This window comes from Methylobacterium sp. J-026 (assembly GCF_022829585.1).
Lineage (GTDB): Bacteria > Pseudomonadota > Alphaproteobacteria > Rhizobiales > Beijerinckiaceae > Methylobacterium.
Genome location: NZ_JAKSYC010000230.1, coordinates 63320 through 79631 on the forward strand (window position 1 = coordinate 63320; position 16312 = coordinate 79631).

The 16312-nt window shown below is 68.5% G+C and carries 20 protein-coding genes and 1 pseudogene; 12 read left to right on the forward strand and 9 right to left on the reverse strand.

From position 1 onward, the window contains the following. The first annotated feature begins 104 nt into the window (after positions 1-104). Genes MKK69_RS20220 through MKK69_RS20230 form a run of 3 tightly spaced genes read left to right on the forward strand, consistent with a single transcriptional unit; the run spans position 105 to position 4122 of the window. Positions 105-1436: a DUF4910 domain-containing protein gene (locus tag MKK69_RS20220; protein ID WP_243970796.1), complete on the forward strand. Its 1332-nt coding sequence runs from the start codon at positions 105-107 to the stop codon at positions 1434-1436. Then, positions 1433-2224 (forward strand): formyl transferase, encoded by a 792-nt coding sequence (locus MKK69_RS20225; RefSeq protein WP_243970799.1) that lies wholly within the window; start codon positions 1433-1435, stop codon positions 2222-2224. The genes MKK69_RS20220 and MKK69_RS20225 overlap by 4 nt, the downstream gene beginning before the upstream one ends. A gap of 14 nt (positions 2225-2238) precedes the next feature. Then, positions 2239-4122, forward strand: a complete 1884-nt coding sequence (locus tag MKK69_RS20230; RefSeq protein ID WP_243970800.1) for a hypothetical protein — start codon at positions 2239-2241, stop codon at positions 4120-4122. 737 nt (positions 4123-4859) lie between these two features. On the opposite strand, the gene MKK69_RS20235 is transcribed toward MKK69_RS20230, so the two are convergent. Continuing rightward, positions 4860-5030: a hypothetical protein gene (locus MKK69_RS20235; protein WP_243970802.1), complete on the reverse strand. Its 171-nt coding sequence runs from the start codon at positions 5028-5030 to the stop codon at positions 4860-4862. A 53-nt stretch (positions 5031-5083) separates the two neighbouring features. Here MKK69_RS20235 and MKK69_RS20240 point away from each other — a divergent pair, with 53 nt between their 5' ends. Next, positions 5084-5416, forward strand: coding sequence for a hypothetical protein (locus MKK69_RS20240; RefSeq protein WP_243970803.1), 333 nt, complete (start codon positions 5084-5086; stop codon positions 5414-5416). A 708-nt stretch (positions 5417-6124) separates the two neighbouring features. Here the strand turns inward: MKK69_RS20240 and MKK69_RS20245 are convergent. Continuing rightward, positions 6125-6811, reverse strand: coding sequence for a hypothetical protein (locus MKK69_RS20245; protein WP_243970805.1), 687 nt, complete (start codon positions 6809-6811; stop codon positions 6125-6127). Positions 6812-7261: 450 nt separating this feature from the next. On the opposite strand from MKK69_RS20245, the gene MKK69_RS20250 reads away from it, so the two are divergent. Beyond that, entirely contained in the window at positions 7262-7579 is a 318-nt protein-coding gene (locus MKK69_RS20250) for an NAD-dependent epimerase/dehydratase family protein (protein ID WP_243970807.1), read from the forward strand. Positions 7580-7619: 40 nt separating this feature from the next. Here the strand turns inward: MKK69_RS20250 and MKK69_RS20255 are convergent. From MKK69_RS20255 to MKK69_RS20265, 3 genes and pseudogenes are all read right to left on the reverse strand, one after another. Further along, positions 7620-7957: pseudogene (locus tag MKK69_RS20255) on the reverse strand (IS256 family transposase); the annotation flags it as partial. Between the two features lie 461 nt (positions 7958-8418). Continuing rightward, a complete protein-coding gene (locus MKK69_RS20260) occupies positions 8419-8775 on the reverse strand; it encodes a hypothetical protein (protein ID WP_243970876.1) in 357 nt (118 codons plus the stop codon). Positions 8776-8898: 123 nt separating this feature from the next. Continuing rightward, complete coding sequence (locus MKK69_RS20265) at positions 8899-9045, reverse strand: hypothetical protein (RefSeq protein ID WP_243970809.1); 147 nt, start codon at positions 9043-9045, stop codon at positions 8899-8901. A 418-nt stretch (positions 9046-9463) separates the two neighbouring features. Here MKK69_RS20265 and MKK69_RS20270 point away from each other — a divergent pair, with 418 nt between their 5' ends. Further along, positions 9464-10303 carry a bifunctional allantoicase/(S)-ureidoglycine aminohydrolase gene (locus MKK69_RS20270; protein ID WP_243970810.1) on the forward strand — a complete coding sequence of 280 codons (840 nt, stop codon included), beginning with the start codon at positions 9464-9466 and terminating at the stop codon, positions 10301-10303. Continuing rightward, a complete protein-coding gene (locus tag MKK69_RS20275) occupies positions 10300-10824 on the forward strand; it encodes an ureidoglycolate lyase (protein ID WP_243970812.1) in 525 nt (174 codons plus the stop codon). Before MKK69_RS20270 ends, MKK69_RS20275 begins: the two co-directional genes overlap by 4 nt. A 37-nt stretch (positions 10825-10861) precedes the next feature. Here MKK69_RS20275 and MKK69_RS20280 read toward each other — a convergent pair whose 3' ends face one another. From MKK69_RS20280 to MKK69_RS20290, 3 genes are all read right to left on the reverse strand, one after another. Further along, positions 10862-11074, reverse strand: coding sequence for a hypothetical protein (locus MKK69_RS20280; protein WP_243970814.1), 213 nt, complete (start codon positions 11072-11074; stop codon positions 10862-10864). A gap of 219 nt (positions 11075-11293) precedes the next feature. Beyond that, positions 11294-11515, reverse strand: coding sequence for a hypothetical protein (locus MKK69_RS20285; RefSeq protein ID WP_243970816.1), 222 nt, complete (start codon positions 11513-11515; stop codon positions 11294-11296). Positions 11516-11660: 145 nt separating this feature from the next. Continuing rightward, positions 11661-12041, reverse strand: coding sequence for a TonB family protein (locus MKK69_RS20290; RefSeq protein ID WP_243970818.1), 381 nt, complete (start codon positions 12039-12041; stop codon positions 11661-11663). A gap of 533 nt (positions 12042-12574) precedes the next feature. On the opposite strand from MKK69_RS20290, the gene MKK69_RS20295 reads away from it, so the two are divergent. Continuing rightward, positions 12575-12820, forward strand: a complete 246-nt coding sequence (locus MKK69_RS20295) for a hypothetical protein (protein WP_243970820.1) — start codon at positions 12575-12577, stop codon at positions 12818-12820. A 36-nt stretch (positions 12821-12856) separates the two neighbouring features. Here the strand turns inward: MKK69_RS20295 and MKK69_RS20300 are convergent, their stop codons facing one another. Continuing rightward, positions 12857-13138, reverse strand: a complete 282-nt coding sequence (locus MKK69_RS20300) for a hypothetical protein (protein ID WP_243970821.1) — start codon at positions 13136-13138, stop codon at positions 12857-12859. Positions 13139-13510: 372 nt separating this feature from the next. Here MKK69_RS20300 and MKK69_RS20305 point away from each other — a divergent pair, with 372 nt between their 5' ends. From MKK69_RS20305 to MKK69_RS20320, 4 genes are all read left to right on the forward strand, one after another. Next, the gene (locus MKK69_RS20305) at positions 13511-14935 is read left to right on the forward strand and encodes a hypothetical protein (protein ID WP_243970823.1); all 1425 of its coding nucleotides are present in this window, start codon (positions 13511-13513) and stop codon (positions 14933-14935) included. A 130-nt stretch (positions 14936-15065) separates the two neighbouring features. Further along, entirely contained in the window at positions 15066-15518 is a 453-nt protein-coding gene (locus MKK69_RS20310; RefSeq protein WP_243970825.1) for a cupredoxin domain-containing protein, read from the forward strand. Between the two features lie 58 nt (positions 15519-15576). Further along, a complete protein-coding gene (locus MKK69_RS20315) occupies positions 15577-15978 on the forward strand; it encodes a thiol-disulfide oxidoreductase DCC family protein (RefSeq protein WP_243970827.1) in 402 nt (133 codons plus the stop codon). A 13-nt stretch (positions 15979-15991) separates the two neighbouring features. Next, entirely contained in the window at positions 15992-16243 is a 252-nt protein-coding gene (locus MKK69_RS20320) for a hypothetical protein (RefSeq protein WP_243970829.1), read from the forward strand. Positions 16244-16312 lie beyond the last annotated feature (69 nt).

Genomic DNA, 16312 nt, shown 5'->3' on the forward strand with positions numbered 1-16312 from the left:
GCGCCGGCTGACGGATCCTGCCGCCGGGCGCGCCGCAGCCTCAGAGCGGCCATCCGCCGCGCGATGTCCGCACTGGCTCCTCAATCGGCGCAATGGGACTCACGATGGCGCAGGACGACCTTCACACGCTGCTCGATGATACCTTCGATCGCTTGTTTCCCATCCTGCGCAGCATCTCCGGCCCCGGCCTCGAAGCGAGCTACCGTGTGCTGGGCGAGCATATGCCGCTCGATTACTTCGGGGTGCCGACCGGCCAAACCGTCTTCGACTGGACGACGCCGCCCGAATGGCATTGTCGGCGGGCGACGCTGACCGACCCCGACGGCATGGTGGTTTGCGATACCGACGTCAGCAACCTCCACATCCTCAACTATTCGGAAGGCTTCCACGGCACCGTTCCGCTCGACCGGCTGCAGAGCCATCTGCACAGCCTGCCGCATCTGCCCGACACGGTCCCCTACGTCACCAGCTACTACAACCGGACCTGGGGTTTCTGCCTCGCGCACAACGTCCGGCAGAACCTGAAGCAGGGCGATTACCGCGTCGCGATCGATGCGGAGTTCAAGGACGGGCAGATCCCCCTCGCCCAGGCCGTGCTGACGGGAAGCACCGACCGGGAGGTGCTGATCAGTTCCTACCTGTGCCATCCCTCGCTCGCCAACAACGAGCTGAGCGGCCCCCTCGTCCTGCTGGCCCTCTACCGGGCGCTTTCCAAGTGGGAGCACCGCACCTTCACCTACCGCTTCCTCCTGAATCCCGAGACCATCGGCAGCCTGTGCTATCTCTGGCTTGACGGGGAGCGGCTGCGCACGACAATCGAAGCCGGTCTGGTCCTCACCTGCCTTGGAGGGCCGTCGAGGCGGCTCAGCTTCAAGGCGACCCGCCGGGGCGACACCCGCATCGACCGGCTCGCCCGCTCCTGGGCGGACCGGGAGCCCGAGACCCTGGAAATACGACCGTTCACGCCGACCAGCGGCTCGGACGAGCGGCAATTCTGCTCGCCGGGCTTTAATCTTCCGGTCGGCCAGTTCGCCCGAACGATCTACGGGGAATATGCGGGATACCACAACGCCCTCGACACCAAGGCGTTCATGCGGATCGAGACCCTGGTGGAAAGCGCGGGCCTCATCGAGCGCTTCCTGAAGGAGCTGGACGCCGCCGGCCCCTACATCAATCAGGCCCCGTTCGGCGAGCCCCAGCTCGGGCGGCGCGACCTGTACCCGACCTTGAACTCGGCCGCGACCTGGCAGCATTCGAGCGACGCGATCTTCGACGGCCGCACCATCTTGGAGCGGGTGCTTACGATCCTGAACTACAGCGACGGGACGTACGATCTCATTGACATCGCCGGAAAGTGCAGGTGCAGCGTCACCGAATTGCTGCCCGCCGTGAACAAGCTGAAGGCCGGCGGGCTGCTGAAGGATGCCCGGACATGAACGTCGTCTTCCTCACCGGCGATCACCCGCGCCACGCCCAGCTCGCCCAGTCGGTCGCCGCGAGCGGCCATCTAGCAGGGCTTGTGATCGAGACCCGCGAAGCTTTCGTCCCGTCGGCCCCGGAGCGGCTCGCGCCGGAGACCCGCGCGCTCTTCGACCTGCATTTCGCCCGCAGGCACGCGTCCGAGAGCCGGCATTTTGGCGCCTCCCTCCCGGACGTCCCCCGGCTCGACGTCTCGATCGACACCCTGAACGCGCCCGCGACCGCGGACTTCATCAACAGCCTGCGCCCGGACCTCATCCTGTCCTACGGCGTGCACAAGCTGACGCCTGAGACCCTCGGCCGGATCGCCTGCGCGCGGAAGTGGAACATCCACGGCGGATTGTCGCCCTGGTATCGGGGCGTTACGACCCATTTCTGGCCGAGCTACATGCTCGAACCGCAGATGACCGGCATGACCGTCCACCAGCTCACGCAGGACATCGACGGCGGCGACGTGATCCATCAGACCCAGGCGACCCTGGTCCGCGGAGACGGGCTGCACGACCTCGCTTGCCGGGCCGTCCAGTCGCTGTGCGACGACCTGCCCGAGCTTCTCGACCTGGCCGGGCGCGGAGCCGACAGCCCGGCGCGCCGTCAAGGTACGACCGGACGTATCTGGCGCTCCGTCGACTGGCAGCCGGCGCATCTGCACCTGATCTACGAGACCCACGGCGACCGCATCGTGGACGCCTACCTCGACGGGCGGTTCGCGGTCAGGGATCCGGTCCTCGTCCGCCAGTTTTGAGGAATTCGCTCCCCATGTGGCTCCGGGATCTCAAGCTCCGGGATCTCCTGCAGGGCCATGCGGCCCCGCGCAGGATTGTCGCCTTCGCGCCCAACGCCTTCTTCCCGTCGATGATCGCCGCGCCGCTCATCGTCGGCAAGGTGCTCGCCGAAGCCGGGCACGCGGTCACCCTGGTGACCTGCTCGGCCGAACGGCAGAGCTGCACCATCATGGACGGGCTCGCCCCGACCGAGCCGCGGCCGACCCGGGCGTTCTGCCCCGACTGCCGGGCGCGGGCCGAGGAATACCCGAACCGCTACGGGATCCCGGTGACCACCGACGGCGCGCTCCTCACGGCGGGCGACGAGGCCGAGGTCGCTCGCCTGCAGGAGACCGTCGTCGACGATCCGCGCCGCTTCGCGATCGACGGCATCCAGATCGGCCTGCTGGCTGCCGGAAACCTCTCGGCGATCTGGAAGCGCGACATCTTCGCGAGCGCCGATCCGGACGTGCTCGACCGCGTGCGGGTCATGGTCAAGGACGGGCTGCGCTCCTACGTGGCGGCCAAGCGGGTGGCCACACTCTACCGGCCGCAGATCTTCGTCTACTACGCCGAGTACTACACCGAGATCATCTACGGCTCGGTCCTGGGCCGACGCGGTGCCCGGGTCGTGCCCGTGGTCCACAGCGGCCTCAACGGCAACGACTTCCGGCGGATCCAGATCATCGACGCGATGCCTCAGGTGCTGGACATGCAGCGCCGGCTCCCAACCTGGCCGCAATGGCGTGACCTGCCCCTCGATGCCCGCGAAGTGAGCGACGTGACCGACGATTCGATCACGCGCATCCTCGGGCGCTCGTCGATCGTGTTCTCGCCCGGAGCCCGCGAGATCAGTGCGTTGACCGAACGGGTCGATCCGGCGCGGCGGACGCTCGTGGCGTTCACGAGCAGCGACGACGAACTCAACAACACCAAGCAGCAGCGGCGCCTGTTCACCACGGATTTCGACGAGCGGCCCGAGGCCTTCGCGGACCAGATCGACTGGCTGCGGACGATCGCGCGTTACGTCGCCGAGCGCGAGGATCATCAACTCGTGGTCCGGTTCCATCCCCGGCTCGCCGCCAATCATCGCTCCAGCGTGCGCTCGGAATACGGTGCGCAGGTCGATGCCGTGATGGAAACGGGCTGCCCGCGCATTCACGTCGTCCTGCCGGAGAGCGACGTCTCTTCCTACGCGCTGGCGCAGCTCGCCGATCTCGTGCTGACGAGTTGGACGTCGATGGGAGTCGAGTGCGTCCGTCTCGGCCTGCCGTCCCTCCAGGCCTTCCGGGGCGTCGACATCTTCCCGAAGGAGGACGTGCTGAACTACACCCGGGACCGTGCCACCTACATGGCCTGCCTGGCGGCTCCGCCGAAGGTCTCCCCGCAGCAGTTCCTGTGGGCGATGCGCTACACGCAGATGTTTCTGTGCGGCTTGGCCGTCGATGTCGGCGACCTCGTTCCTGCCTTCGACGATCCAACCCTTCCGGACTATCGAACCCCGGCCAGCACCCCAGAAATCGTCGACACCATCATCAAGGGACGGCCGCTATCGGCGCAAAGGCTGCGCCGGAGACGGCGGATGGCGGGCCGCCCGTTCCTGGACCGCGAGCGGACAGCCGCCCGCGGCGCGATCGGACGCCTCATCCACGTCCTCGCATTCTGGGCGGATGCCAGCCCGTCGAGCCTCGTGATCGAGGACCGTCTCGAAGGCGAGACCGGATCGGCGGATCAAGCCGCGCTGCGGGTTCGGCACGCTGGGAACGGTCAGTTCGACGTCCGTTTTGGCGAGAGCCAGACGATGCTCAGGTCGCGGGCGATCGAGAACCTGATTGATCTCCATGATACCCTGGGTCAGGAATCTGCCGCCATATCGTGACGGGCCGTTGTCCGAGGCCTGAGGGCCGCGGTCGACACCCCATACGCCTTCCTCGATGAGCCTCTCACTATCAAGTCCCGCTACGCCGGCGCGGCCAGCGGAAGGGCTCCCAGGCATTGGGAGTGGGACGAGGCTCTCTGGGGAGAAGGATAATCGCAACCGACTATGACGCGCGCCCGGCCGGCCGGACCATCCGCCATTCCCGCACCTACTTCGATGCGCGCTACCTCTCGCGCGCGCTGGCGCTGTACCGCTCGCTCGTCATTGCCCGTCCTTCCGGCTCCACGCCTTCTGCCTGAACGACACCTGCTACGACGCTCTCGCCAGGGCGGCCCTGCCGCATCTCGTCCCGATCCAGCTCCCGGATCTGGAACGGATTGATCCGGCGCTCGCCGCGGTCCGGGCGCGACGCGGCCGCGGCGAGTAGTATTTCACGCTCACGCTGACCCTGCCGCTGTTCATCCTGGCGAGCGAGCTTGAGATCGAGCTGATTACTTATTTCGATGTGGATCTTCTGTTTTTCAGCAGCTCAGAGCTCCTGTATTCGGAACTCGGCGAGCGGTAAATCCTGATCAGCGGCCACCGTTTCTCCGAACGCAACGCCCACCACGCGCAGTACGAGCGCTTCAACGTCGGATGGCTGACGTGGCGAAACGACCGCCAGGGGCGCGCCTGCTTCAACTCGTATCGCGAGCGGTGCCTCGAATGGTGTTACTCCTTACATGGAGGACGAGCGCTTAGCCGATCAGCGCTACCTCGATGTGTAGCCGGAGAACTTCAGGGGTCTCGTCGAGGCCCGTCATCGCGGCGGCAATCTCGCGCCTTGGAAAATCGACACGTATCCACTCCCGCTTCGGAACGGCCACGTGTTCGTCGGCGACGATCCGCTCATTTTCGACCATTTCCACACACTGAATAGCACGACCGAGCTCAGTCTGTCGGCCACGGGATCGACGAGTATGTGCCCGATCTGGTCGGCCTCAACCGGGCATTGATCTTCGAGTCGATCTACCTGCCGTATCTCCTCGCACTCGTCGAAGTGGAGGCGGAGGTCGCGACCTTCGGCCTCGAGGCGCCCGAGAACGTCGGAACCTTGGTTCAGGTGCCCCCGTGGCGCGATAGCTTCGCCTGGGTGCATCAGGTCTCCGAGACGTCGGCGTGGAACCGGCCGCCCGCAATCGACGCACACCGCGGCCTGGTATGCCGGGCCGACGCCAGGGCCGAGGCCGAACGCGACGCGGGCGCGGCGATCCCAGCGGCCGACTCCTCGAACCCGACGCTGTGCGCGCGTTGATCATCGACCATGTCTTTCGCGATGCCGCGTCCGATGGCCCCCTCGACATCCTCGATTGGGGGGCCGTGCCGGGCTGCCGGCCCTGTCGCTGGCGCGCAAGCGCCGGGGAGCGCGGACGCTGCGGCTACCGCCCGCTCGGTAAAGTTCGGCGTTCGCGCTGGTCTCCAGCCCGTTCCCGGGCTCGGCGGTCAACCGGTAGCAGCCCGCCGCGATCCGGCAGCCGAAGAGGCGCACGAGCAGCACCTGGGGGTCGTCGCCCGTCACCGACTTATGCGTCCGATGCGGGGCCATCGCGCCGCAGGTGGTGGAGGGGCCGGGCTTTCAGGCGCATGTGCGGGTGCCCTGCAGGGATTGCCCGGTCTTTCCGCTCTGAAGGCGCCGATGCTCTTATCGTTGATGCAGTTGATGAACGCGATGAAGATGTAGACCTCGGCCTCGGATTGATAGTCGGCCCGTACGATCGCGTTCATCGCGTCAACCGTGCGCCAGAGCGCCGCGAAATCGATCTGAACCCAGTCCTGGATCTCGGCATCCGTGGGCGGCTCGACCGGCTTCGGCGCCGCGGCGATGACGGCCCGGAAGGATGCCAGCGGGTCGTCGGACGTCGTCCCGGTTGCGCAGTCTCTGTTCGGATGCAGAGTGAAGCCCGGCCCATGGGCGTCTCAGTGGACACGGCACGCTCGCTCGGCACCGGATCAGACCAGGCGGTCAAACCTCGGCGGCTGCGCCTGGGGCCAGATACCACGTCGCGGCGTGGTTCATCACAGTCAAACCATGCTTGGCGGCGAAGTCCTGCACGGCCTTCTGCACCGGGTAGGCGTCCGGCTGCCCCTCCGGCGACCACCACCAGTCGTCGCCGCTGATGATAGCCGAGGGCCACGACGCGCGGCAGACATCGAGATCGACCAGTTCCTTGTCGCTGTCGAAGTAGACGAGGTCCGGGACCACGCCGAGCGCCGCGACCGTGTGCAGCATCTCCGGTGAGCGGCCGCGGATGGGCACGAACCGATCTCGAAAGTCCCAGAGATTGCTGATCGTCGCGAAATAAGCAGCTTCGGGCCGCAACAGCTGATTCAGAAACGCGTCGTCGGACAGGCCACCGGCGTCCAGATTGTCGATGCCGTAGGCGTGGCGGTTGCCCCACCAGTATCGAACTTGGTCCGCGTCGAACGCCCAGGGGTCGATGCCGATCAGGGTTAGATCGGTCTTGTGGCGCAGCCATTGGAGCGCTGAGCCGCCGTAGAGCACGCCGACCTCTATCATCACCCGCACGTCGCGCGACGTGATCAGATCGAGGATCAGGTCCCGGCCACCGCCGTCCAGCTTCCATGAGAAGGGGGCGAAGTCCGGCCGCTCGGCGGGCAGGGGGAATGCGTCTCGGATCCGGCGGTCCAAAATCCGTGCTCCGCTTCTGTGCGACCGCGGCGCGGCCTGGATTTCGGCGCGGGCGGCTCGCCCGGCCCCCGCGAGCATGGGGTGACCCATGTGTAAAGTCGTGCCGTTCCGGTCAGGGATGGCGCCTGCGAGGCGGCCCTTCTAGGCTGCGGGAGGCCCGGCGTGTCAAGAGGGCGCGGTGCCCGCGATCCAGCGCGGACGGGCCCGATCCTGCCCGTCCTCCGGCGCGCAGAGCCGGCCGGATCTCGGGGTGGCCGCGCTTATCCTGCCCGTCCGCGGCAGGGTAAGAGCGCCCCTCGCGGATGGCGCATCGAGATCTCGATATCCGTTCGAAATCGGGGCGAAACCAATATTAGGTGCCCTTGCGTCCGTCCCGGCTGCATGGCCCTCGGAACCTCCCCTATGACGAGTTTGCCTCCGCCGCAGCCCCTGGATTGGATCGGACGGCGCGTGCTGATCACCGGCGGGGTCGGGTTCGTCGGATCGAACCTCGCCCGCCGGCTCGTCGATGCGGGCGCGCAAGTCACCTGTTTCGACGCGTTCGTGCCCAACGACGGGGCGGAGCTGTTCAACCTCGACGGTTACCTCGATCGTCTGCGCGTCGTGCGTGATACCGCCGCCGTCGAAGGACAGGAGGTCCTGTTCAACCTCGCAGCGCAGACCTCCCACGTGGAATCGATGCGCGATCCGCACCCCGGTGACCTGACCGGCTGGCTTTGGACCGGGCCGATTGAGGGGATCGGCTTGGACCAGAGGCCTCGGGGATGAAGCGAGGACGAAGGCTTCGGAGCACGGTGGGAATTGAGGTGGCGAAGCGGCAGCGGGGCTTCCAGGCTGTGGGGGCGCCGCGCCCATTTCGGCTGGAGTGTCGCGGTGAACCGGACCCAATCCTCGGACCCACGCGACCGGCACAGGACCTATGCCGGTCTGGATCGCTCGCTCCGGCCCGTGGCCGTACCGCACGAGCCGGACGCGGCCGTCCGACAGCCGCAGATCCTGCCTCTCGCCCTCGGGAAGACGTCCGCCTCCATTGCGACAGCCTGAGCGAGCGAGCGGGCGGCGGCCGCCGGCACGCAGCACGTCCGTCAGGGGATCGTCGATGTCCTCGGGCTGACGAAGCCGAACACCTTTGGGCGGTGTCTCGATGGTGTATCGCACGCGCCGAGAGGTTCCGGCAGGCTCGACACGCTATCTCATCTGCGCATCCGCGGTGGGCCCGAGACAGTCGCGCTTCACCCACTCCCAACCAGGCAGATTGAAGGACCGACGCGGTGGCCCTCGACCGGGACATTCACAAGACGCCCCGCGATCGGATCATCGCCAGCGAAGGCGGCATCGAGGCAGCGCCGGCACAGCTCAGCGTAGACCATGCGGCGCGAGTGCTGTCCGCCGACATGGATGCCGGTTCGGCGCAAGACAGTAGGTTCGCACACGGAGCCAGAGCCGTTCCCTGTAGCAGCGCGACCGGAAACGGCTCCGAGGAGTGGAGGAGACTGATCGGTCCCGGCCCCCGTGATTCGTCGCGAACGGGCGGAGCGCCGCGCCGTGTCGGTGCTTCGCTCGTGACGTCTCACGCCGAACCGGCATCCCCCGCGTGGGGCGACGCGTCAGCGCGGGACGAAGATCCCCGGAATAATCCGCCCGGACTGGCCGAACAGCGCCTCCGCACGGGTGCAACTGCCCGGCAAGTCCTTCTGGTACGCGACGAGATAGCTCCGCGCCTGGAGCATCAGGGCACCGCGGTCGAGCTCTGCCGGATCGACACCCATCGCCCGGATCGCCCCCTTGAAGCGCTCGCCGTCCGTGCGAAGCGTGTCGCAGGAGACGTTCACGAAACCGGCAAGACCCGCCAGCTTGGCCGCGCTCAGCGTCTGCGGCGGCAGCGCGGCCGGCTCCTCGGCCCGCAGGATCGATCCGGTCACGGACAGGGCGATGGTCACGACGACGAGACCGAGAGACCGCATCACGCTCTTCTCCATTCGAAACACCCCGCCCTCATCAATCGCACTGGTTTTCCGCGGGAGCACCACGCCGGGCCGAAGGACGCCGGATCGCGCCCGGACGTCCTCACCGGCCGCGGCCGGTGGCTACTCCTGGTCCGAAGACGCCGAGCCTTGCAGCACGCCGCAGGTGCGGACCCTATCGCTCAAGGTCAATTCCCGGGTGTTCCCGATAGCGGCCAAAGATATCATCGCCTTGCCCATGCGGTTCGTAAAATCGGTCTTGTCGGACATCGGGGCTCTCGGCCAGAGCGCGGCCCGATGTCTATCTTCAGTTGGTCCGAAGCAAGACCCGATGACAGGACACACTAAGATCATAAGAAGACCGCAACGCGCATCATCGACCTCCCATTCCTGCAGGGGAAATACTTAGCCGGACGGTAGGTGTCCAGTCCGTATCGACTTGCGCCAAATGGAATGCCGGGTGTCCAACCGGGCACTGGGCGGCGATCGACGCGATCGCGGTCGAGATCGGGGGCTCGGGCGGGCCGCTCCGGAACGGGAGCCGGCAGCGCGAGGAGGGGACAGCGATCCGCGGGGCGATCCTTGACGCGCCGGGCGTGCGGCGCCAATCGGCCTGACAGCGCCCGGCCGCCGGCGAAGCCCGGCGCGGGACCGTCCCGATCCACGGACGGAGCATCGGAGAGCTTCCATGACCCCACCGCTGTACCATCCCGCCTGCGGAGGCCTTCCGGCGCAGACGAGCCTGATGACCGGGCGGGCGGTGTTCACGGAGGCCTACGCGGTGATCCCCAGGGGCGTGATGAGCGACATCGTCACGAGCTTCCTGCCCGGCTGGGAGGGAACCCGTGCCTGGATCCTGGCACGCCCCCTGTCGGGATTCTCCGAGACCTTCGCCCAGTACCTGATGGAGGTCGCCCCCGGCGGCGGCAGCGCGGCGCCCGAGCCCGACGGCCAGGCCGAGGGCGTGGTGTTCGTCGTCGCGGGCCGTCCGAGCCTGGAGCTCCACGGCCATGCCCATGCCCTGCGCCCCGGAAGCTTCGCCTACCTGCCGCCGGGCGCGCCCTGGCGCCTGCGCAACGGCGACACCGAGCCGGCGCGGTTCCACTGGATCCGCAAGCGTTACGAGCCCGCGCCGGGCCTCGACGTGCCGGAGGCCTTCGTCACGCACGAGGCCGAGGTCGCGCCGGTCGGCATGGTCGGCACCGACGGCGCCTGGGCCACGACCCGCTTCGTCGCCCCCGATGATCTGCGCCACGACATGCACGTCACCATCGTCACCCTGCAGCCCGGCGGGACGATCCCGTTCGAGGAGACGCACGTGATGGAGCACGGCCTGTTCGTGCTGGAAGGGAAGGCCGCCTACCGGCTCAACCGCGACTGGGTCGAGGTCGAGGCGGGCGACTTCATGTGGTTGCGCGCCTTCTGCCCACAGGCCTGCTACGCGGGCGGTCCGGGCCGGTTCCGCTACCTCCTGTACAAGGACGTCAACCGGCATCCGGCCCTCGCGCCGCGCGGGCTCGCCCGATGAGCGCGCCGGCGACGCCCCCCGCGGCCCGATCGGTCCTCGCCCGGCCTCTCACGGCGGAAGCCTTCGCGCCGTTCGGCACGGTGATCGACGGGGCGGGTGCCGCACCGCGCCCGATGAACGCCGGGCTGGCCCGCCGCTTCCACGATCTGGCGGAGGTCGAGGTGGTGGGCGAGGGCGCGCGCACGGTGATCGGCCTGGTGGAGGCGGAGCCCTACGCGCTGCCCCTGCGCCTGAGCCTGGTCGAGCGCCATCCGCTCGGCGCGCAGGCCTTTGTCCCGCTGAGCACCGCGCCGTTCCTGGTCGTGGTCTGCCCGGACGAGGGCGGGAGACCCGGTCCGCCGCAGGCCTTCGTCACCACCCGGCCGCACCAGGGCATCTGCTACGCGCGGGGCACGTGGCACGGCGTGCTGACGCCGTTCGGGGCGCCGCAGGATTTCGTGGTCATCGACCGCGGCGGCCCGGGCGGAAACCTGGAAGAATACGTGTTCACAGACCCCTGGACGGTCCATCTCCAGGAGTAGGCTCCGGACGCGGGTGCCGGGCCCCGGGGAGACCCGGCTACAGATCGACGGTCTCGGGCTGCCGCTCGGTCAGGGTGAAGACGACTTCACCGGTCCGCTCGCAGGTTACGCTCACGGAGGTTACGCCGCTCAGTGCCTGCTGGTGCGGAAGCTGTGCTCTGGCGTGGGCGATGGCGGCCTCCAGATCGCAGGGCCAGAGCTTCGTCGCGCTGATCCGCTTTCCTTTTCGAAACGTGATCTTGTAGGCCATGACTCCCTCCATTTCGGGCCATGATACACCCGCCGCCGGGAGGGAGCCGTCCCCGTGGGGCATGCCAACGATGCGCGGCGAGCGGGGAGGGGGCCGGACGACGGCACCGCGCCGTTCCTCACCTGTGGGTGCGCGCCGGCAGCCGCCGGGTGTCCGGCCATCGCACCGTATTCGTGTCGCGGACAGGATGCCCGCGACACGGTCGGGACACCGCCGGCATCACCGCGTCGGCGCGGCGGCGGCTACGATCCGCGGAGCCGCCGGGGAGGCCGGGACGAGGCGCGGCGTCGTGGCGAGTTCGGATGCCGGACGCACGGTGGCGATAGCCCGGGCCTGCTCGCGGTAGAGCGGCGGCGTCAGGGTGACGGTATCGTCCGCCAGCGCGGCACCGGTCATCGGGATGGCGACGAGGGCGGCCAGAATGAAGGTACGAACGGTCATGATACGCGATCCTCTCGATGTCCGGGCTCGGGCCCGGCTTCGAGGGGATATCTACGCTGCGGAGCAACATGATCCAAACAGATTGGATCGATAGCCGATATTGATGACATCGCTTTTGGCGGCGGCCACGCCCTCGGCCTATCGGTCAGCGGCCGAGGTCCACCGGGATGCTGAGATCGGCCATTCCGGAGCCACTTAGCAACCCGGCGGGCGGCGCTGTCAGCAGGCCGACGGCCTGAACGGCGCGAAGCGCCCGCCGATCGAGCGCCGGCGAGCCCGAGCTGCGCTCGATCTCGGCCTGCTGCACCGCACCATCGGCCGCGATCTCCATATGGACCACCACAGTGCCGGCCCTCCGGCCGGAACCCGTCCGCCGCTCGGCGCGGTCCGCGGCGTCGATCCGCGTGACCAGATCGGAGAGCCAACTGCGCGCCGCCGGCCCCGGCATCTCCCGGGCCTGGGCGGCCCAGGGCCCCAGGAGCAGGCCGAGAACCGTGATCCGGTGGACGAGCACTTGCAACGGCATGCGGGAACGGGGGCTGCGTGAGGGTCGAGGGATCCTACGCGCCCGGGACGGCCCCTGCGACACCGAATGATCGCGCTCAGGACAGGATTGCGGGCATCCCGCCCGCGAGACCTAGCGGCGGCGGCATCCACGTGCCGATCCGGCACCGCAAGTCGGCGATGGCCGGAGGAGGATGTCCGGGAGGATGGGAACCTGTGCGGCGATCTTATCGCCATCGGACGCGTGCAGACGCATGACGGCCGATCACCGGTGGGGGACAGGACCGGCGGTTCGGCCATCAGCGCGCGGCCCCGAACCCATGTCTGCAACATAGATCAGCCAAGACCGAGATCTTCGAATTGATCGATGACACCCTGGCTGATAGCCTCGACAAATCTGCGCGTCGGTCGGACGGTTTCGATACGCATGTCCGGATCGAAGATCTGTCCCCCACCCCGGCGCATCTTCCGGACAGGACGGAAGATCATCGCGGCGGCGGGCCGAGAAGCGCGACCGTGCCGCCCTGATCGCACGCTGAACCCGGGACCACGCGCATGTCACGATTGTCGGACCTCGAAGACGACCCGGCATTCCAGGAAGCCGTTCGCGCGGTGCGCGGCGCAGCCAGCACGTTGAGCGGGCGGGCCGTGACGGCGGACGAGGCGCGCTTCCTGGTCGGCATCGCGCTGACTACCTTCGCCCATGCCGGCGGCCTGAGCGAGCCGAGCCGCAGCCGGCTGGCCCGGTTCTCGGAGACGATCGGGCCGGATGCGGTGGTCGAGACGCTGACGAAACACTGAGGCCGGCGGCCGGCGCGCTCTGCGGCCCGAGGGCGATCACAGCAATCCGGTCCTCCGGGCGAGCATCACCCCGAGGGCGAGGCAGGCGGCCACACTGACGATCAGCATGGCGACGTTCGTCCAGAACCGGACCGGCCGGCTCGATCCGTCGATCCCGCTGGCGCGCAGACGCACCCAGGGCACGTAGAGGTAGAGCGCGATCAGCGTCAGGATCAGGAATGCCAAGGTCGGCAGCCGGCCGCTCACGAGGGCGGCGCCGGCCAGGAGGGCCCAACCGAGAACGAGGCTCACCATCGTGAACAGGGCTGTCGAATTCACGTCCGCACGGTCCCTTCAGCGGATGATCGCGGTGCGGTGCTGGGGCGCAGTCACGGACCCCGTCCATCGCTCCGCCCGAACACGGAATCGGCGCCGGGCCGGCGCGCGGGTCTCGTATTTCCTGTGGTTGCACAGGCACTTGGATGCAACGGTACGCGCTAGTGTGGGAGCGTTCGGCACGCGCGTCAACCCGGCGCGGCGGCCGATTCGGGCGCCGTTGCGGATCGCCGCAGCCCTCATCGCGACCGCCGATCCCGGGAGGCCCGGACATGCTGGGCACGCGGTCGCGGCACGATATAACCGGGTCTTCGAGGCCGTTCCGAGCGCCGCGGCGCAGGCGTCGGGCGATCGGAACGCAGGACAGGGACGGTCGTGACACGGAGATCGCCGCACGCATCGCTCGTCGCAGCCGCAGTTGCAGCGCTGGTCCTGTCGACGGCGGGGCAGGCCGGCTGGCAGGGGCCGGAGGCGCAGGCCCTGTTCGTCAACGAGGCCAACCCGAGCGGGTACAACTACGCCCCGAGCGTCATCACCGAAGGCGGGACGACCGACATCTGGTGGTGCGGACAGGGCAAGACCGACGTCATCTTCCACCGCGCCTACAGCGCGCAGGCCGGGTTCTCCCCGGCGCAGGTCGTCTTCCAGCCCACGCCCGGGTCCTGGAACCGCCAGTATGTCTGCGATCCGAGCGTGATCAAGGGCACGTTCCGCAATCCCGTCGACGGGCGGTCCTACGCGTACGCCATGTACTACTCGGGATCGGACAATTTGCCGGGCCACAACAACCAGACGGGCCTGGCCTTCTCCAACGACACGGTGACCTGGGTCGATTACCCCACGCCGGTCATCGCCCCGATAAACCCGGCGGTCGCGCAGGGGAATTACGGCACCGGGCAACCGGCCACGATCAACATCGACGGCCGCTCAAGCCTGTACGTGTTCACCACCGATCTGACCGGCCCGCAGGGGGTGCCGGGGTTCGGCGATCTCTACGTGCGCCATACGGCAGACGGGGTGCATTTCGACCCGCCGGTGCGGGTGCCCAACGGCACGACCGACGGCGCGACCATCAACCCGAATTCGGATTTCGCCTACGACCCGTCCTCGGGCGACGTCTACGTGATCACGGGCCTGCCGGGGCGCGACTGCCAGCGGGTCGCCTGCAAGGATCCGGCGCGCAACCCGGATCGCGAGACCTTCCAGATGGGTCTCTACAGGATGCCGATGACAGCCCTGATGGGCGGCAGCCCGGCGAAATGGAGCCCGGTCGGCTACCTGAACGCGGATGTGACGGGCTTCTATCTCAATCACAGCCCGGGCTTCCAGCGGGACGCCTTCGGCAGCATCGGCCCGTTCCTGCCGAACATCACCGTCTACTTCTCGGGGGGCGACCCCTATCCGGGCACCTGGCGAATCGCCGCGGCGACCGAGACCCGGGCCTCCGACCGTGCCCCCCTGAAGCGGGCGCTCGGACCGGGCGGCCACTGGGTCACGACGGGCTACATCGCTCCGGATTACCGGATCGAGCACGCGCTCGGTGCGCTGTTCCTCCTCCCGAGACCGGGCACCGCCATGCTGATGAGCTGCATGGCCGGCGCGGATCATTTCCTCAGTCGCGATGCGCGCTGCGAGGGCCGGACCCCGCTGGGACAGACCGGCTACCTCTACGACGCGCCTCGGCCGGGCAGCCATCCGATCTTCCGCTGCCTGGCCGGCGGCCGGGATCACTTCGTATCGACCGACGCGCGGTGCGAGGGTCAGGCGACCGAGGGCCTGCTCGGCTACGCCCTCGACTGAGATCCGGGGACCGCATCCGGGCCTGGCGCGGCCTCGGTGCGGCGTTGCGCCCAGGAACACGGCGGGGCGCGTCGCCTTTCCTGATCCTGCGGTCGGCTGCGGCCGGACCCCCGTCCAGGAGATGCCTCGGATGCTGAATTTCTCGCGGGGCTCGGCGGCCCTCGTCGCGCTGCTCGTCGCGGGGCCGGCCTTCGCGCAGGGCAAGCCCCTCCCGCCTCCGGCAAACGACGCGATGCCGCCGGTGGAGCTGACCATCAGCATGAAGGACGGGAAGCCGGTCTGCGATCCGGCCGAACTACAGCTCCCGGCGGATACGAACGTCGCGCTTCACGTGGTGAGCAGCGCCGACGCGCCGGTGACGCTCACCGCGCCCGGTCAGTTCGAGAACGGCCTGGTCCTGCACGCGGACGGCGATCTGGTCCACGTGGCGAGCGAGAAGGGCTACACCGTCAAGCAGAACGGCCAAGGCACCCTGCGTCTGCACACGATGAAGGCGGGCCAGGAAGAATATGCCTGCACCAGCACGCGGAATGCCGACGCCCCGTTCAAGGGCAAACTGATCCTGATCCCGGCCGCCAATTGAGGACGGGCCCCGCAGGCGGACAGGGGCCGATGATCGAGCTGGGAGCTTCGGTGCAGGCATGAGCGACGGCGCATCGGGGCAGACGCTCCAGGTCTTCTACGACGGCGATTGCCCGCTCTGCCGCGCAGAGATCGACCATTATCGCGGGTGCGCGGGCGCGGATCGGCTGGCCTTCGTCGATGTCGGCCGGACCGTGGCCGCGCCGACGCTCGGACCGGACCTCGATCGCGACACGGCCCTGCGGCGCTTCCACGTGCGCACCGCGGATGGGGGGCTGGTCTCCGGCGCGGAGGCGTTCGCCCGCCTCTGGACGACCCTGCCGGGCTGGCGCTGGCTCGGCCGGCTGCTCGACCGGCGCGTCTTCGGCCGCCGACCCGCGCTGATGATCGCCGAGGTGGCCTACCGCCTCTTCCTGCCCCTGCGACCGCGCCTGGCGCGGCTGATCGCGCGGCGGTCCTGACGGGCGGCGGCGGGTGGCGCGCTGCGTCCATTATGTCGGCTTCCGCGACGACCGCTATTGGAACGCCTTCCGGATCTTCGGGGGACCGCGGGTCATCCATCGCCGGTGGGATTTCTACGCCACCCGTGACGTCGGCCCCGACGATATCGTGGTCTTCGCCGAGGGTGACGACACGCAGCCCATCGCCGCGCGAAACGCCACTGACCTCGACGAGCGCTGGCTCGCACGTGCCGCCCCGGGGACCGGAACCGAGACGCTGGGCTGAGCCCCCGCTTCGGATCGTCCCCGCAGGGACCGGCCGGGCCATCCCTTCGCACCGCGCTGCAGGGGCTGC

Excerpts from the sequence above, each read along its gene's own strand:
- MKK69_RS20280 (WP_243970814.1), bottom strand. The coding sequence starts at position 11,074 with ATGGCCTACAAGATCACGTTTCGAAAAGGAAAGCGGATCAGCGCGACG.
- MKK69_RS20230 (WP_243970800.1), top strand. The coding sequence starts at position 2,239 with ATGTGGCTCCGGGATCTCAAGCTCCGGGATCTCCTGCAGGGCCATGCG.
- MKK69_RS20315 (WP_243970827.1), top strand. The coding sequence starts at position 15,577 with ATGAGCGACGGCGCATCGGGGCAGACGCTCCAGGTCTTCTACGACGGC.
- MKK69_RS20275 (WP_243970812.1), top strand. The coding sequence starts at position 10,300 with ATGAGCGCGCCGGCGACGCCCCCCGCGGCCCGATCGGTCCTCGCCCGG.
- MKK69_RS20260 (WP_243970876.1), bottom strand. The coding sequence starts at position 8,775 with ATGCGGTCTCTCGGTCTCGTCGTCGTGACCATCGCCCTGTCCGTGACC.
- MKK69_RS20220 (WP_243970796.1), top strand. The coding sequence starts at position 105 with ATGGCGCAGGACGACCTTCACACGCTGCTCGATGATACCTTCGATCGC.
- MKK69_RS20270 (WP_243970810.1), top strand. The coding sequence starts at position 9,464 with ATGACCCCACCGCTGTACCATCCCGCCTGCGGAGGCCTTCCGGCGCAG.
- MKK69_RS20295 (WP_243970820.1), top strand. The coding sequence starts at position 12,575 with ATGTCACGATTGTCGGACCTCGAAGACGACCCGGCATTCCAGGAAGCC.
- MKK69_RS20225 (WP_243970799.1), top strand. The coding sequence starts at position 1,433 with ATGAACGTCGTCTTCCTCACCGGCGATCACCCGCGCCACGCCCAGCTC.
- MKK69_RS20290 (WP_243970818.1), bottom strand. The coding sequence starts at position 12,041 with ATGCCGTTGCAAGTGCTCGTCCACCGGATCACGGTTCTCGGCCTGCTC.
- MKK69_RS20285 (WP_243970816.1), bottom strand. The coding sequence starts at position 11,515 with ATGACCGTTCGTACCTTCATTCTGGCCGCCCTCGTCGCCATCCCGATG.
- MKK69_RS20265 (WP_243970809.1), bottom strand. The coding sequence starts at position 9,045 with ATGTCCGACAAGACCGATTTTACGAACCGCATGGGCAAGGCGATGATA.
- MKK69_RS20310 (WP_243970825.1), top strand. The coding sequence starts at position 15,066 with ATGCTGAATTTCTCGCGGGGCTCGGCGGCCCTCGTCGCGCTGCTCGTC.